This is a genomic window from Sphingorhabdus sp. EL138 (assembly GCF_900258045.1).
In the GTDB taxonomy this organism is placed as follows: domain Bacteria; phylum Pseudomonadota; class Alphaproteobacteria; order Sphingomonadales; family Sphingomonadaceae; genus Parasphingorhabdus.
On the sequence record NZ_OGVD01000004.1, the window covers coordinates 911,518 to 927,085 of the forward strand.

The window sequence follows — 15,568 nt, forward strand, 5'->3', positions numbered from 1 at the left end:
GCGGTTACTGGATTCCTCTAGCAAAATGAGTGTGCGATATGAGCAAGGTTCTGGTGATTGGTGCAGGCGGTGTCAGTTCAGTGGCAGTGCACAAGATGGCGCAGCTAATAGCCGCAGAAACAGGCCCGTTTTCCGAGATCATGCTGGCCAGTCGTACGGTTTCCAAATGTGAAGCCATTGCCGAGTCCGTGAAAGAGCGGACGGGCGTATCTATTGAAACCGCGCAAATTGATGCCGATGACGTCTCGGCCATGACCGCGCTTATCGAACAGGTGCAGCCCGCTCTCGTCGTCAATCTGGCGTTGCCCTATCAAGATTTACCGATCATGGATGCCTGTCTGGCCACAAAAACCGATTATCTCGACACCGCCAATTATGAACCGCGCGATGAAGCCAAGTTCGAATATAAATGGCAATGGGATTATCATGATCGTTTCAAGGGCGCCGGTATCATGGCGCTGCTCGGGTCCGGCTTTGATCCCGGTGTGACTTCTATCTTCACCTCTTGGCTGAAGAAGCATCATTTTGATCGCATCGACACGGTCGACATTTTGGATTGCAACGGCGGCGACCATGGCCAACATTTTGCGACCAATTTCAATCCGGAAATCAATATCCGCGAAGTGACCGCGCCGGCACGCCACTGGGAGAATGGAAAATGGGTCGAGACCCCTGCACTGTCCCACAAACAGGAATTTGATTTCGAGGCGGTCGGCCCGAAAAACATGTATCTCATGTATCATGAGGAAATTGAATCCCTCAAAACTCATATTCCGGAAATCAAGCGCATCCGGTTCTGGATGACCTTTGGCGATGCTTATCTCACCCATCTGGAAGTGCTACAAAATGTTGGCATGACGCGGATTGATCCGGTTATGTACGAAGGGCGGGAGATCATACCGCTGCAATTTCTGAAAGCAGTATTGCCCGAACCGGCGAGTCTTGGCGAGACGACCAAAGGAAACACCAATATCGGCGTGATCGCGACCGGCGAAAAAGATGGTGTACAGAAAACGCTCTATGTGAAAAATATCTGCAGCCATGAAGCTGCATTTGAAGAAACCGGCAATCAGGGCGTGAGCTACACCACCGGCGTACCGGCGATGATCGGTTCGGCGCTGATGCTGTCCGGCCAATGGAGCGGTGACGGTGTGTTCAATATGGAAGAATTTGACCCTGATCCGTTTATGGAAATGCTGAACGAGCATGGCTTGCCCTGGACGCTGGAAGAGCTGGACGCTCCTCTGGCATTTTAGATGGAAACCAAAGCAGGCGATCCCGGCGCATTTGCGCATTTTGATCTGGCGCGGGTCCCCTCGCCTGCTTTTGTCGTGGATGCAACGGCTGTTCGCGGGAATCTTGAGATATTGGCGGATGTAAAAGCGCGATCCGGTGCGAAAGTGCTGCTTGCGCTAAAGGCCTTTTCGATGTGGTGTCTGGCACCGCTAATCGATGAATATCTCGACGGTTTCTGTGCTTCAGGAGTGTGGGAAGCGAAGCTCGCCAAAGAGCAGTTTAATGGCTCCATCAGCACCTATTCACCGGCCTATAAAGCAGAAGACCTTGCCGAGATTTTGACGCTTTCCGATCATATCACTTTCAACAATCTAGCGCAGATTGACAGGTGGAAAAACGAGAGTGGTCAGGGGTTGGATAACTGCGATATTGGCCTTCGCCTGAACCCCGAAATTGCTTTGGGCGAAACGCCAAAATATGATCCCAGTCAACGGCATAGCCGATTGGGCTTTCCTGTGTCCCAGTTGCTGCCAGAGCATTTCAACGCGATTTCCGGCGTGCATTTCCACAATCTTTGTGAACAGAATTTTGATGCCTTGGAAAAGACATGGAGTAAAATTGAACCACTGATCGCCCCTCATTTTGACAAGCTCGAATGGATCAATCTGGGCGGTGGGCATCATATCACGCGGGACGATTATGATCGCGAGGCGTTGGTCCAATTCCTGTCTGACCTCAAGGCAAAATCCGGTTGCGACATCTATCTTGAACCCGGCGAGGCGGTCGCACTTGATGCCGGCATATTGGTTGGCGAGATATTAGATATTTTCGATAACGGCATGCCAATTGGTATCACCGATATATCCGCCACGTGCCATATGCCCGATGTCATAGAAGCGCCTTATCGACCCGCGATGCTTGGTGAAACCAGCGACGGAGATATAATCAGACTTGGCGGTCCAAGCTGTCTGGCCGGTGATATTATCGGCGACTATCAGCTTCCGGAACCCGCGCATGTTGGCCAGCGGATCGCCTTTCTCGATCAGGCCCACTATTCAATGGTCAAAACCAACACATTTAATGGCGTACCCTTGCCCTCGATCTGGTTGTGGAATAGTGACACTGACGATTTGCGCTGTGTGAAGGCGTTTGACTGGACGGAATTTCGCGACCGTCTCAGCTAAAGCCACCGCAAAATTGCTGTATCGCAATAGCATTCCGCATTTGTGCCATATTTATCCGCCATAGAGACTTTACAGATTGTAAAAGCGGGCATATAGCCGCCGTCGCTGCCCCATGGCTACTTGTGATTCCGCAAGGCAGCTCAATCGATCTTAAAATCTAGGGGGTCCCTTGAGTTGCACAATTTCCATGATGCGCAGGAGCTGACGAAGGCTCTTTGCCCCGATATTCCAGTTTTGCTGAACCGCCCGCACGCTGCGCGGCGCGCGGCGCGTTACTTTGTCGAGCAGTTTCCCGGCAAGTCGCTTTATGCAGTGAAGGCGAACCCGTCTCCTGCACTTTTGAAGCTGTTGTTCAATGAAGGCGTGACTCACTATGATGTCGCGTCAATTGAAGAAGTACGGGTGGTCCACAACACACTGCCAGAGGCCGTGCTGTGCTTCATGCATCCGATCAAGTCCGAAGCGGTCATCCGTGAAGCTTATGTCAATCATGGCGTGCGCGTATTTTCGCTCGATTCCATCGAAGAGCTGGAGAAGATTGAGCGGGCGACCGATGGTGCGGACGATTTGACGCTTTGCGTTCGTATCAAAGTGGCGTCTGAATTTGCGCAGATCAGCCTGGCATCGAAATTCGGTGTGGAAGTCGATGCGTCTGTCGAGCTGCTACAGCGTAGTCGTCAAGTTGCTGATGAACTGGGCATCTGTTTCCATGTTGGCAGTCAGGCGATGACGCCCCTGGCTTATGTCCACGCACTGGAACGCGTGCGAACCGCAATTGTTGCGGCTTCAGTCACCGTGGATATTGTGAATGTCGGTGGCGGGTTTCCGTCCATATATCCCGATATGGCGCCGCCTTCACTCAACCATTATTTCAGCGCGATTGACCGGACGTTTGAAGATCTGCCGATCAGCTATTCCGCCGAACTCTGGTGTGAGCCTGGCCGCGCGCTGGCGGCCGAATATAACTCGCTGATCGTGAAGGTTGAACAGCGCCGCGGGAACGAGCTTTACATTAATGACGGCGCTTACGGCACCTTGTTTGACGCGGCCCATATTGGCTGGCGCTTTCCGGTACAATTGCTTGACAATAGTTCCGATGATACGGCGATGACCGAGTATAGCTTTTATGGCCCAACCTGCGACGATATGGACCATATGGCGGGTCCTTTTGTCCTACCCGCTGATGTGAAAGCTGGCGACTATATCGAAATCGGTATGTTGGGCGCCTATGGGTCGGCGATGCGAACCAAGTTTAATGGCTATGGATCGATCGACGATTATGACGTGGCGGATGAACCGATGGCGAGCGTTTATGTGGGCGATAATCTCGACCGGACGGACCACGAAAATGTGGTCTCCTTCCCCGGCGCATGACGTCCGATTAAGTTGCATTTGACAATTTACAATATGTAACGCAGGTTCCGCCTCATATTTGGCCGAATAGGGGAGGAAGCTATCATGAGCACTGCAATTTTGGCGCCAGCGGCGCTGCTGGTCATCTGGTCACTTGTTATGCTGTTTTGGATGGCCGGAACGCGGCTCCCGGCAGCCAAGAAAATGGGGATCGACATCACCGCAAAGCCTGGCGGGCGCGGGCCGGATGTCGATCCCCAATTGCCGGACAAAGTTGCGTGGAAATCCCATAACTATACACATCTGATGGAACAGCCGACGCTGTTTTACGCCACAGTCATCATCTTGGCAGTCGCCGAGGCTGGGACGGGAATAAACCTGTGGCTAGCCTGGGCCTACGTATTGCTGCGTATTACTCACAGCATCTGGCAGGCAACGGTCAATCTGGTGAACGTGCGCTTTCTGCTATTCGTGGCATCGACAATTTGTCTGCTGATCATGGCGATGAATGCCTTTTTCACGACTTTTGTGTGATCTTTTTTTGGGGGAAATAACAATGGAAAATAGTTCTATCTTACAGCCGGTCGTGGCACTCATATTGTGGACCATGATCATGTGGCTGTGGATGTACGTCACGCGCATTCCAGCGATGAACAAGGCGAAGGTAGACCCGGACAAACTCAGCCGCGAATCCACCGCTGGTGGTCTGGATGCTCTGCTGCCACCGGAAGTGCAGTGGAAGGCGCATAATTATAACCACCTGCTCACCGAACCGACATTGTTCTACGCCGTATGCATCGTGTTGGCGATTGTCGGACAGGGAGATGGTCTGAACCTGACCATCGCATGGGCTTATGTTGGTCTCCGAGTCGTCCACAGCCTGATCCAGGCGACGGTCAACAAGATCATGTACCGCTTTTTGGTATTTGCTTTGTCCAGCCTGTGTATTATCGCTCTGGCTATCCATGCAGCGCTTGCGGTGTTCCACTAACCAGAAACGGCCCTCCCCATGTCCAATCTCTTGAATGTCGCCATAGTCCAAGCGGCACCGGTTCCCTTGTGCATTGACAAGGGCATCGAACAGGCCGTCGATTTGGCACGGAAGGCCGGCGACCAGGACGCGCGGATGATAGGCTTTGGTGAGACGTTTCTCGGCGGTTATCCAATCTGGCTTGATGAGGCACCCGGCGCCGCGCTTTGGGATCATCCGGGCAGCAAGGCCCTGCACCGCATCTTGATGGATCAGGCGGTCGTCGAAAATGACCCGCGATTAGCTCCGCTGCAGGAGCTAGCCGATACGAAAAATCTCTGCATATCCATTGGTGTGCATGAACGACTGCGCTCTAGCCTTTACAACAACCAGATGCTGTTCCGCCCGGACATGCCGGTTTTAAACCATCGCAAGCTGGTCCCTACCCATGGCGAGCGCTTGATCTGGAACCGCGGCGATGGCTCAACCATCAATGTACATCAAGCCGATTGGGGCCGCACGGGGAGCCTGATTTGCTGGGAGCACTGGATGCCGCTCGCTCGCACTGCAATGCATAACTTGCGGGAAGACGTCCATGTCGCCGCTTGGCCGACGGTTAGAGAGACCTATCAGATTGCCTCGCGCCATTATGCCTTTGAGGGCGGGTGTCATGTGCTGGCCGCGGGCACATTGTTGCATCGCGATGATTTGCTGGAAGGCCTGAAACTGGTCGGTGGCAATGACGAAGCGCTAGCGCTTTTTAAAGAAATTCCAGACACACAGTTACAATTTGGTCAAAGCATAATTGTCGCGCCTGATGCCACTATTCTAGCAGAAGCAGGTGAAAAGGACATGATCCTCGCGACTGAAATCGATCTCGATGCTGGCAAGGAAGCAAAGGCTGCACTCGACGTAGACGGCCATTATTCCAGAGCGGACGTGTTTGACCTGACGGTTGATACGCGGTCAAAGGCTGGCGTGAACTGGTCCGGGGACTAGATTATCCCGTCTATGCCTTGGTAAAGCTAGAAACCAGCTCCACGTGGGTCGACCATAGAAATTGACCCACAGGCCACAACGCGTCCAACTTATACCCGGCATCACAAAGTTGCTTTGCGTCACGCGCAAAGCTTGCGGGGTTGCAACTTATGTAGCAAATCTTCGGCACATCCGATTGCGCGATCTGCGCAATCTGATCCCGCGCACCGGCACGAGGTGGATCCAATATTACTGCTCCAAACCGGTTCAGTTCTTCTGGACTGAGAGCTCGCCGGAACAGATCACGATGTTCCGTAAATATCTGACGACCGGACAGGTTTGCGGCCATTTTCAGCGCCCCGATTGCATCCCGGGACCCTTCCGCGGCATAGACCTTATGACTGTCACCGAGTGCAAATGTGAATGTACCAAGACCCGCAAACAGATCCGCGACCAATTTGGTATCTCCCACTGTTTCCAGCATCGCTGCGACCAGTGCCGCTTTACCGTCGCCGGTGGGCTGCAGGAAACTGTTATGCGGCAAGGCCACCGCTATGCCGTTAAATGTTACCGTAACCGGCTCGGGCTCCCACTGCGTTTCGGGACCATAACCATTGTCCACGGACAGCCGAGCTAGATTATTTGCCTGCGCAAAGGCAGCCAACGCCTCGCGTTGTTCGAGACTTTCCGGCTCATAATTTTTTACACACAGGTCAACACCTTGATCGGCCAGACTGATCTCGACATTCATGTCATGCTTGCGCCGGGCCACCGATTTCAAAAAACTGCGCAACGGGTCAATCACGGCAAAAAGCTCGGGCCGCATGATTTCGCATTGCTTGAGATCAACAATTCTATGACTACCCGCCCCGCTGAACCCCAGTTTGAAGCTTTTACCCATCATCGCGGCGCGCAGGCTGGCCCGGATACGGCTGTTGGGTTTTGAAATCTGTGGAGGATGCAATGTTCCCGCACTAAGCCCCTGCCCCTCCAGCGCATAAGCGACACGGTCAATTACAAATTGCGCATAGCTTTCATCATCCAGATGTTGCAGGCTGCACCCGCCACATTCCTTAAAATGCTGGCAAGGGGGGTCGACGTGATGCGGGCCTTTTATAAGACCGCCTTCCTCACTCAACCGATCAAGCGGCGCTGAAAAGGCGACATGGCGGCCATCAGCGGTCACGCCGTCGCCTTTGGCTGCAACACGCTGGATAAGATTAGGATCGGTTTCAGTGCTCATATGCACTCTTGTAGCGCTTTCGGGATATGATCAATCAGTATCTCCGGCGAAAAACTGGGCCCGGCGAGTTTCGCAGCACGGCCATGCAGCCACTGCCCCTGTTTTGCGGCCAGGAAAGCGTCTTTCTCATTCGCAAAGCGGGCTGCGATCATACCTGCAAGAACGTCGCCCGTTCCTGCTGTAGAAAGCCAGCTTGACGATGAGGGTGTCAGAGACACAGCGCCTTCAGCATTGGCAATCACGCTGTCGTTGCCCTTATGAACGACAACAGCACCGCTATCGGCAGCCAGTATCTTCGTGAGATCGATTTTCGATCCGTCATCGGTTTCGCACATTGTCGCAAATTCACCGGAATGGGGTGTTACAATAACAGGTGATGATCGACCTTTCAGACGGCTGAGACCAGCACTGCCCAACAACATCAACGCATCGGCATCGAGCAGAACCGGTTTGTCGATATCCAGGACCAAATCCAAAAGCCGTTCTGCATGACCATCACGGCCCAGCCCGGGTCCGACGACAATGATCGCGATTCTGTCATCCGATAATTGCTCTCGAAGCTGGACCCCATTCTCATGAGATTCGACAACGATGCTATGATTGGTTGAAGAGAACCCGGTTCCAGCGAACATCTTCACATAGCCAGCCCCTGATCGCTGTGCTGCCAAGGTCGTTAGTTTCGCTGCCCCCGGCATACGGCCAGCCACAACGGCAACCAGGCCCCTTGTATATTTATGATCCTCTGTCTCGGGTGGCTTAATTGTCGGTCGGGCAAGCAACCGCGCGGCCGAAGCCGCTTCCACGCCAATGTTCACCCCCGCCAGATATCCCATAAGTCCGCGGGCTGGCGCAAGATAATGCGCGGGCTTGAAGGCTCCGAGCGCAATCGTCAGGTCATACCGAGAAACCGCATTCAGTTTCGCTCCGGTATCGGTTTCAATGCCGCTGGGCAGATCAACCGCCACCCGTCGCTGCGCCCCCTCGAACAGGCGCTGGTGATGATCCAATAGAGTCCCTGATACCGGTCGGGTGAGTCCGGTTCCAAACAGGCAGTCGACAAACTGTTTCGCTGGCTTTGCATCATCCAGAGCATAGGTTTTTCCCTGCCAGAGAGATTTCGCATTTTCCGCGGCATCTGTTCCAGGTTCGCTGCTTGCCGCGATGTAAACGTCCACACTTCTTTCCAGTAACGCCTGGGCAATGACATATCCGTCGCCGCCATTATTGCCGGGACCACAGAGCACCAGCGTGGGGCAATTGGGTGCCGCCCGCCAGATATAGTCAGCGGCACCGGTTCCGGCCCTGTGCATAAGCTCGATTACGGATGTTCCGCTATCAATAAGCTGCTGTTCGGCAGCCTGCATCTCGGCAGCTGTCAGGATATGCCCATGATTGAGCAAGGCCACCGCTAATTCCCGGCTTGTGCTGCCGGTCCATCCGCTTGATTGGCGGCATCTGCCGTGTCTGATGTCTTCATGCGCGCTGACATGAGATATTTATCGGAACCGACACTTACCAGGATCTTGTCATCTTCGACAATCTCGATCCTAGCTTTCTCCGATCCGTCAGCAGCTTCCAACCCGCGACCGTCGGTTAGGACATTGAACCGGCGAAAACCGCCGTCGGGATGCCGCACTATAAGGGTTACGCCATTTTCGCCGGACAGGCGTTCCGTTTGGCAGCCGCTTGAAAAATCGCTATCGCCATTGATCGCACATTCGATCCTGCCGTCATCGGCGGCCTGAGCCGCTGCACTATCTTCTGCTTCGGCCAGTCTTCCATTGTCCGGCTTTCCGCATGCTGTCACAAGCAAGATAACTGCAAAACTGTTATATATCCGCATAGACATGTTTTTCCGCTTTCGCTCCGGGATGAGTGACAGCGCCCTTATAGGCCGGGCCGACATTCTGGGCATAGCGCCATAATGCACCTGACCCATAATCATTCACATGAGGAGTATAACGTGAACGGCGTTCTTCCAGGGTTTTCTCATCAACTTCAAGATCGATTATACCTGCCTCAGCGTCGATATTTATCATATCGCCGTCTTCGACCAACCCGATTGGGCCGCCATCGGCTGCTTCCGGCCCGACATGACCGATGCAAAAGCCCCGGGTTGCGCCCGAAAAACGGCCATCGGTGATAAGTGCGACCTTTTCACCCATGCCCTGACCATAGAGCGCCGCTGTGGTTGCCAGCATTTCGCGCATGCCCGGACCGCCTTTCGGGCCTTCGTTGCGGATGATGATGACGGAGCCTTCCTTGATCTCGCGCTTTTCGACGGCATCAAAGGCATCTTCTTCACATTCGAATATTTGTGCTGGACCGCGAAACTGTAAACGCGCCATACCTGCGACCTTCACAATTGCGCCTTCCGGTGCGAGCGATCCCTTCAAGCCGACCACGCCGCCGGTTTCGGTGATCGCATTCTTCACATCATATATGACCTTCTGGTCGTTATTCCATGTAATCTCATCGATATTTTCGCCCAATGTCTTGCCGGTTACCGTAATGCAATCGCCATTAAGCAGATCATTGTCCATCATGGTTTTCATCAGCATATAGACACCACCAGCATTATGCATGTCTCTCGCGACATATTTGCCGCCCGGCTTCAGATCAGCCAGATAAGGCGTCGATTTGAAGGCTTCCGCAACATCAAACAGATCGAAATCTATACCCGCCTCACTCGCCATGGCTGGCAGATGGAGGGCCGCATTGGTTGATCCGCCGGTGGCCGCTACGATACGGGCCGCATTCACAAAGGCCTCTCTGGTGCAGATATCGCGTGGACGCAGGTTGCGTTCGATCAAATCCATAACCTGACGTCCTGCCGCCACCGCCATATCGTCGCGGCTTTCATAAGGCGCTGGTGCCATATTGCTGTTAGGTAATGACAATCCGATCGCCTCAGCCACGCAGGCCATGGTGTTGGCGGTAAACTGACCGCCACATGCGCCATGTCCGGGGCACGCGACTTTTTCGAGTTCAATCAGTTCCTGCAGCGGGCAGTTTCCGGCACTGTGCTGGCCAACGGCTTCAAACACATCGACAACAGTAACATCTTCGTCATGGAAACGGCCTGGCAAGATGGAACCGCCGTAGACAAAGATCGAAGGCACATTGAGGCGGAGCATCGCCATCATCATGCCCGGTAGGCTTTTATCGCAGCCCGCATAGGTTACCAATGCGTCGTAGCAATGGCCGCGGACGCTGACCTCTACCGAGTCAGCAATCACTTCACGCGATATGAGCGAGGATTTCATCCCCTGATGACCCATAGCGATACCGTCAGTCACGGTGATGGTATTGAACCGGCGCGGGGTGCCGCCGGCCTCGATGACGCCTTGACGTGCCATATCCGCTTGGGCATCCAGCAATGTGTTGCAAGGCGCGCTGTCATTGCCAGCAGACGCAATGCCGACAAATGGTTTGGCGATGTCTTCCTCGGTCATGCCCATGGCATAATAATAGCTGCGCTGTGGCGCGCGTTCCGGGCCGACACTGACATGGCGGCTTGGTAGTCTGGATTTATCGAACGTCCGGGTCATTTATTCGTCCTGCAAAAGAGGTGGCTGTAATTGCCGATCCTCCTTCCAAAACTGCGGCTCTCACGCAAGCCCTGTTCGTACTTTATCGCAGATTCGTAACAATATTTCTGAAAAACGGCGCTGACCGGTTTCATGTGAAATCAAATCCTGTCGAATCTCGATTTCTGTATAGGCTTTGCCGATATCCTCTGCCTGCCGTTTCATCGTGGCGTGGAGGTCTTTGCCTGAATAGGGTTGCTGGTCACCAACAACCAGTCCTTCCTGTTCCAGATGTTGGATAGCGAGACGCGATGCTGCTTCCTGTTCGTTGTAAAGGACACCGATGTCCCATGGGCGCATTTCCATCAATCCGGATCGTAGCTTGGGCGTAAAACTGTGCAGAAACAATGTGAGCGCCGGATCCAGATCACGGATCAGCTCTGCCACCCGATCATGATAGGGGTGAAAGAACCGGTTGAGACGTGTGCTTCTTTCCCCATCACCAATTGCGTTACCGGTTATCTCGACCCCGTCGCTGCGAGCCGGAATGACGCCTGTTTCGTCCGGAAATCGATTGAGGTCGACGACCAGTCGGGATACCGTTCCCAATATCGACAGGTAACCGGGTGTTTCGGCCATGTAGCGGGCGATGTTGGCAACGCCGATATCATAAGCGATATGATCGTTCAGAAACTCCGGCGAAATCCCAAGATCAATGTCATCCGGAACATGATTGGCGGCATGATCAACCACGATCAGCACACCGCGTTCTTGCGGGACTCCAAAAATTTCGAACGGTTCGATCATTTCAACCCTCCGATCATCGTCCAGCTATCCGGTAATTCTGCATTGATCATTTTTTCCGCATCCCTTGCCTGTCGTTCTGTTTCATAGAGAGCAAAGCAGGTTGCGCCTGACCCCGACATCCTTGAAACCACTGCACCAGTTTCATTCAAGTTCGATAAAATATTGCTAATAGCTGGGGCCAATCGCTCTGCTGGGCCTTGTAAATCGTTGCGTCCAGACAGAACGATATCAAGAAGACCACCAGCTGGCAGGGTGCCGTGATCGATGCCATCCCAATCGCGAAAAATGGATGCCGTAGATACTGGAATAAGTGGGTTTACCAGAAGCACAAAATGTCCTGCTAGAGCGCCATTTTCTAAGGGCATCAGATCCTGCCCAATTCCCTTTCCCAAACATGTCTGATTGACAACGCAAGCAGGCACATCGGCGCCCAGCGGGGCAGAAAGTTTCGCAAGTTCAGATAGTGACAACCCTGCGCGCCAATAGCGGTTGAGCAAGCGAAGTGTCGCTGCGGCATCAGCGGAACCACCGCCAATTCCCGAGGCAATAGGTAAACGCTTGTCGAGAAAAATACTCGCTCCGACCGCCTCACCGGTGTGAGCGGCCAACAAACGGGCGGCATCCAGCACCAGATTGTCCTTATCGCTCAAACCCTTGGCAAAGGGACCCTTGATCGACAGTGTTATTTCATCACGAGGCTTTACGAACAGCAAATCTCCGTGATCGAGGAAAGCAAACACTGTCTCAATGTCATGATAACCATTGGCGAGACGTTTGCGAACATGCAGCGCAAGATTGATCTTAGCGCACGCGATCTCGCTATCGCCTTTATTCTGATCTGTCTGAAACATTAAGGAGAAACAAGATCGGCACGAAGGCCCACATCGATTTTTTCCTTCAGGCGCTGCATATCTTCAGCATCAGCGAATAATTTGGCTGATTTCCAAGCATAGCGCGCTTCATATTTTCGGCCGACCGCCCAATAGGCATCACCTAGATGTTCGTTTATCGTCGGATCTTGCGGTTCCCCTGCCCGGGCCAGCTCCAGATACCCGACCGCTTTCTCATGTTCACCGGTGACATAATAAGCCCAGCCCAGGGAATCAGTGATTGCAGGCGAAGATGAACGAAGTTTATGTGCTCTGCGAATGGCAGCGATCGCGGAAGTGGTATTTTCGCGGCGTTCCAGCTGCGCATAACCCAGATAGTTCAATATGCTCGCTGAATCAGGTTGCAGCATGTCGGCTTTTTTCAGTGAGTTCAAACCTGCTGGCCAAAGTCCAGCCTGTTCCTGTGCGGCGCCAAGTGACAGCCAGTATGATGCCAGCAACGCATCTGGAGCGCCTCTCTTTTCCGCCAACGCTATAGCTTGTTCAAAGGCCGTGGCGGCCTCATTGTGATTGCCGCTTGCCTGAAGCAGTTGCCCCAGCAAAGCCCTCAATTCAGGCGTCTCAGGCATGGCGTCAGTGATTTTGCCCAAACGTTTTTGCGCGCTTGTGTAATCTTCATCATCAACATAGCGCGCCACCTCCATGCTGATGGCCAATAAGGCGTAGGCACTGTCACTGGCTATTTCTTTAAGTGCAGTCCGGGCGGCTTGATTATTTTCGGTATTGCCATAAGCCTCAGCCAAAATAAGCTGTCCATAGTCATTATCCGGTGAAATCCGGGCGGCTGCCTGTGCGCTAACCAAACCCAGAAAATAGGCCCGCTGGGATCCCAAGTCAGATGCTAGCCGCTGCAGAAGAAAGCTTGTTCCGACCTGCGTATCCAACTTTTGGGAAAACACCTTTACTTTGCCAAGCTCTATGTCCTGGAACATTTTCCTTTCCGGGCCCGTGCGCTTTTTACTCAATATTCCCAAAGCAGTCTGCTCGTCGCCCTTGGCCAGGAAATGACGGGCAATGACAATACGCACCGGCGCCATGCGCGCTTCATTGCGATCAACAATTGCATCGATCAGTTGCATGACATCGTCTTCGTAGCCGCGAGCCAAAGCGTGCAAAATCAACTGTTCCTGATGATAATAGGTACCGGTCGTGTCTTTCTTGGCCGCCGCAAGGTCCGCAAGTGGGCTTTTCCGGTCAGCAGTGGAAAGCCAAGCGTTCAAGAATGGTGTTAAAAACCCAAAATTCTGTAAGGCTTCAAGCTGCAAAGAGGCGATTTCGGCTGCCTTATAATCGCGACGTGAAAAGGCATCAGCAAATAAAAGTAAAGGCATTTCCGCATCAATGCCACTGCGTGTGTCGAGAGTGCGGACCGCTTTGATTGCCAGATCAAAATCGCCGGATTCAATCGCTTTTACGTAAGCTTTGCTCGCCAACAACAGGTTGTCCGGCTGTTCCTTCAGCGTTTCTGCATAGATAGCCGTAGCGGCTTCCGGTTTGTCCGATGATTCTGCCAATCGTGCTTCGACATATCGGTTAAGCGCATCAGCTCCATTGCTGCGCTTGGCGAGAGCCGGGCTACTCAATAGTGCGGCAATGATAAATACGCCAAAACCTGTTTTACATATTGGGGTAATTGGGACCTCCGCCACCTTCGGGTACAACCCAGTTGATATTCTGGTTCGGGTCTTTGATATCACAGGTTTTGCAGTGGACGCAATTCTGCGCGTTGATCTGGAATTTCGGATTACCGGCATCGTCTTCGACAAACTCATAAACCCCCGCCGGGCAGTAACGCTGTGATGGCCCGGCAAATACGGGTAGATTCACATCCACCGGCATAGACGCGTCCTTCAATTGCAAGTGAACCGGCTGATCTTCTTCATGGTTGGTATTGGATAAAAATACCGAAGACAAACGATCAAAGCTTATCACGCCATCGGGTTTTGGATATTCGATAGGTTCACAATGTTCTGCCCGTTTCAGGCGCGTATGATCCGGATGATGCCTCATCGTGAAAGGCATTTTGATTTTGAAATTCTCCGCCCACATGTTGATGCCAGCGATGATCGATCCCAGAAAATCGCCATATTTTTCGGCGGCAGGCAGAACGTTGCGAACAATACGCAGTTCTTCACGCACCCAGCTATTTTCATAAGCTGTGCCATAGGCCGCCAATTCATCGCTCTGGCGATCCGCTACAATCGCTTCAAAAGCCGCTTCTGCAGCCATCATTCCGGTTTTCATTGCAGTATGCGTGCCCTTGATCCGCGGAACATTCACAAAACCGGCAGAACAGCCGATCAGCGCACCACCGGGGAAGAACAATTTCGGTACGGATTGGAAGCCGCCGTCATTAATTGCGCGGGCACCATAGGAAATGCGTTTGCCACCTTCCAAAATCTTGCGGATTTCGGGATGCTGCTTCCAGCGCTGCATTTCTTCAAACGGAGATAGATAGGGGTTTTCATAGTTGAGCCACGTGACGAAGCCTAAAGCCACCTGATTATCGGCTTGATGGTAAAGAAAACCGCCGCCGTTAGAACCCTCTCCCAATGGCCAGCCCTGACTGTGAATGACACGGCCCGGGACATGCTTGTCGGGATCAATATCCCACAATTCCTTGATACCAAGGCCGTAAATCTGTGGTTGGCTATCCTTATCCAGCGCGAACTTCTCTTTCAGAATTTTTGTGAGATGTCCGCGAACACCCTCTGCAAAGAAAGTATATTTTGCATGGAGTTCCAGACCTGGCTGATAGTCAGGCTTGTGACTGCCATCGCGTGCTACGCCCATGTCGCCTGTTGCGACACCTTTAACGGAACCATCTTCGTTGTAGAGAATTTCAGCGGCAGCAAATCCCGGAAAAATCTCGACACCCATGTTTTCGGCACGCTCACCAAGCCAACGACACAAATTGCCGAGCGACCCTGTGTAGGTTCCCTTATTATGCATGAAAGGCGGTGTCATAATGTGCGGAATGGAGAATTTCTTGTTCTTGGTCAGAACCCAATGCTGGTTGTCAGTCACAGGAACCGCTGCCATCGGGCAATCTTCTTCACGCCAATTGGGAAACAGTTCATCAAGTGCTTTTGGATCGATAACTGCGCCGGACAGGATATGCGCACCGATTTCGGAACCTTTTTCCAAAATACATACCGAGAGATCCTTGCCCGCTTCATCGGCCATTTGTTTGAAGCGGATAGCCGCGCTTAGTCCTGCTGGTCCCCCACCAACAATGACCACGTCATAAGGCATAGATTCTCGTTCACTCATTGTATTTTTCCTGTATTCAACTCGATAAAATTTTCTTACATTCGCCCTACCGCAAACGGCAACCCTTTGGACAGAAACATGCTTGCCCGCCAATTGACCAATTC

Annotated in this window: 14 protein-coding genes; 6 read left to right on the top strand and 8 right to left on the bottom strand. The window is 52.9% G+C overall.

From position 1 onward, the window contains the following. The first annotated feature begins 38 nt into the window (after positions 1 to 38). The 6 genes from DK507_RS14245 (at position 39) to DK507_RS14270 (ending at position 5,742) form a co-directional block, all read left to right on the top strand. Positions 39 to 1,256, top strand: coding sequence for a saccharopine dehydrogenase family protein (locus tag DK507_RS14245; protein WP_109357000.1), 1,218 nt, complete (start codon positions 39 to 41; stop codon positions 1,254 to 1,256). Continuing rightward, positions 1,257 to 2,420 carry a carboxynorspermidine decarboxylase gene (locus DK507_RS14250; RefSeq protein WP_109357001.1) on the top strand — a complete coding sequence of 388 codons (1,164 nt, stop codon included), beginning with the start codon at positions 1,257 to 1,259 and terminating at the stop codon, positions 2,418 to 2,420. A 174-nt stretch (positions 2,421 to 2,594) separates the two neighbouring features. After that, the gene (locus tag DK507_RS14255) at positions 2,595 to 3,794 is read left to right on the top strand and encodes a type III PLP-dependent enzyme (protein WP_109357002.1); all 1,200 of its coding nucleotides are present in this window, start codon (positions 2,595 to 2,597) and stop codon (positions 3,792 to 3,794) included. Positions 3,795 to 3,878: 84 nt separating this feature from the next. Beyond that, on the top strand, positions 3,879 to 4,307 hold the full coding sequence (locus DK507_RS14260) for an MAPEG family protein (RefSeq protein ID WP_109357003.1): 429 nt from the start codon (positions 3,879 to 3,881) through the stop codon (positions 4,305 to 4,307). Positions 4,308 to 4,329: 22 nt separating this feature from the next. After that, positions 4,330 to 4,764: an MAPEG family protein gene (locus DK507_RS14265; protein WP_109357004.1), complete on the top strand. Its 435-nt coding sequence runs from the start codon at positions 4,330 to 4,332 to the stop codon at positions 4,762 to 4,764. 18 nt (positions 4,765 to 4,782) lie between these two features. After that, the gene (locus DK507_RS14270; RefSeq protein ID WP_109357005.1) at positions 4,783 to 5,742 is read left to right on the top strand and encodes a carbon-nitrogen hydrolase family protein; all 960 of its coding nucleotides are present in this window, start codon (positions 4,783 to 4,785) and stop codon (positions 5,740 to 5,742) included. A 10-nt stretch (positions 5,743 to 5,752) separates the two neighbouring features. Here DK507_RS14270 and DK507_RS14275 read toward each other — a convergent pair whose 3' ends face one another. From DK507_RS14275 to DK507_RS14310, 8 genes are read right to left on the bottom strand one after another with little or no spacing between them, the layout of a single operon-like run. Continuing rightward, a complete protein-coding gene (locus tag DK507_RS14275; RefSeq protein WP_109357006.1) occupies positions 5,753 to 6,964 on the bottom strand; it encodes a class I SAM-dependent RNA methyltransferase in 1,212 nt (403 codons plus the stop codon). Next, positions 6,961 to 8,370 carry an NAD(P)H-hydrate dehydratase gene (locus DK507_RS14280; RefSeq protein WP_254054394.1) on the bottom strand — a complete coding sequence of 470 codons (1,410 nt, stop codon included), beginning with the start codon at positions 8,368 to 8,370 and terminating at the stop codon, positions 6,961 to 6,963. The genes DK507_RS14275 and DK507_RS14280 overlap by 4 nt, the downstream gene beginning before the upstream one ends. Before the next feature lie 2 nt (positions 8,371 to 8,372). Next, on the bottom strand, positions 8,373 to 8,813 hold the full coding sequence (locus tag DK507_RS14285) for a hypothetical protein (protein WP_216822391.1): 441 nt from the start codon (positions 8,811 to 8,813) through the stop codon (positions 8,373 to 8,375). Beyond that, positions 8,794 to 10,515: a dihydroxy-acid dehydratase gene (gene ilvD / locus DK507_RS14290; RefSeq protein ID WP_109357007.1), complete on the bottom strand. Its 1,722-nt coding sequence runs from the start codon at positions 10,513 to 10,515 to the stop codon at positions 8,794 to 8,796. Before ilvD ends, DK507_RS14285 begins: the two co-directional genes overlap by 20 nt. Before the next feature lie 60 nt (positions 10,516 to 10,575). After that, on the bottom strand, positions 10,576 to 11,301 hold the full coding sequence (locus DK507_RS14295; protein ID WP_109357008.1) for an N-formylglutamate amidohydrolase: 726 nt from the start codon (positions 11,299 to 11,301) through the stop codon (positions 10,576 to 10,578). Next, positions 11,298 to 12,152, bottom strand: a complete 855-nt coding sequence (locus DK507_RS14300) for a 4-(cytidine 5'-diphospho)-2-C-methyl-D-erythritol kinase (RefSeq protein ID WP_109357009.1) — start codon at positions 12,150 to 12,152, stop codon at positions 11,298 to 11,300. The genes DK507_RS14295 and DK507_RS14300 overlap by 4 nt, the downstream gene beginning before the upstream one ends. After that, positions 12,152 to 13,774, bottom strand: a complete 1,623-nt coding sequence (locus DK507_RS14305) for a tetratricopeptide repeat protein (RefSeq protein WP_162559063.1) — start codon at positions 13,772 to 13,774, stop codon at positions 12,152 to 12,154. Before DK507_RS14305 ends, DK507_RS14300 begins: the two co-directional genes overlap by 1 nt. A gap of 34 nt (positions 13,775 to 13,808) precedes the next feature. Further along, positions 13,809 to 15,464 (bottom strand): electron transfer flavoprotein-ubiquinone oxidoreductase, encoded by a 1,656-nt coding sequence (locus DK507_RS14310; RefSeq protein WP_109357011.1) that lies wholly within the window; start codon positions 15,462 to 15,464, stop codon positions 13,809 to 13,811. Between the last annotated feature and the right edge of the window lie 104 nt (positions 15,465 to 15,568).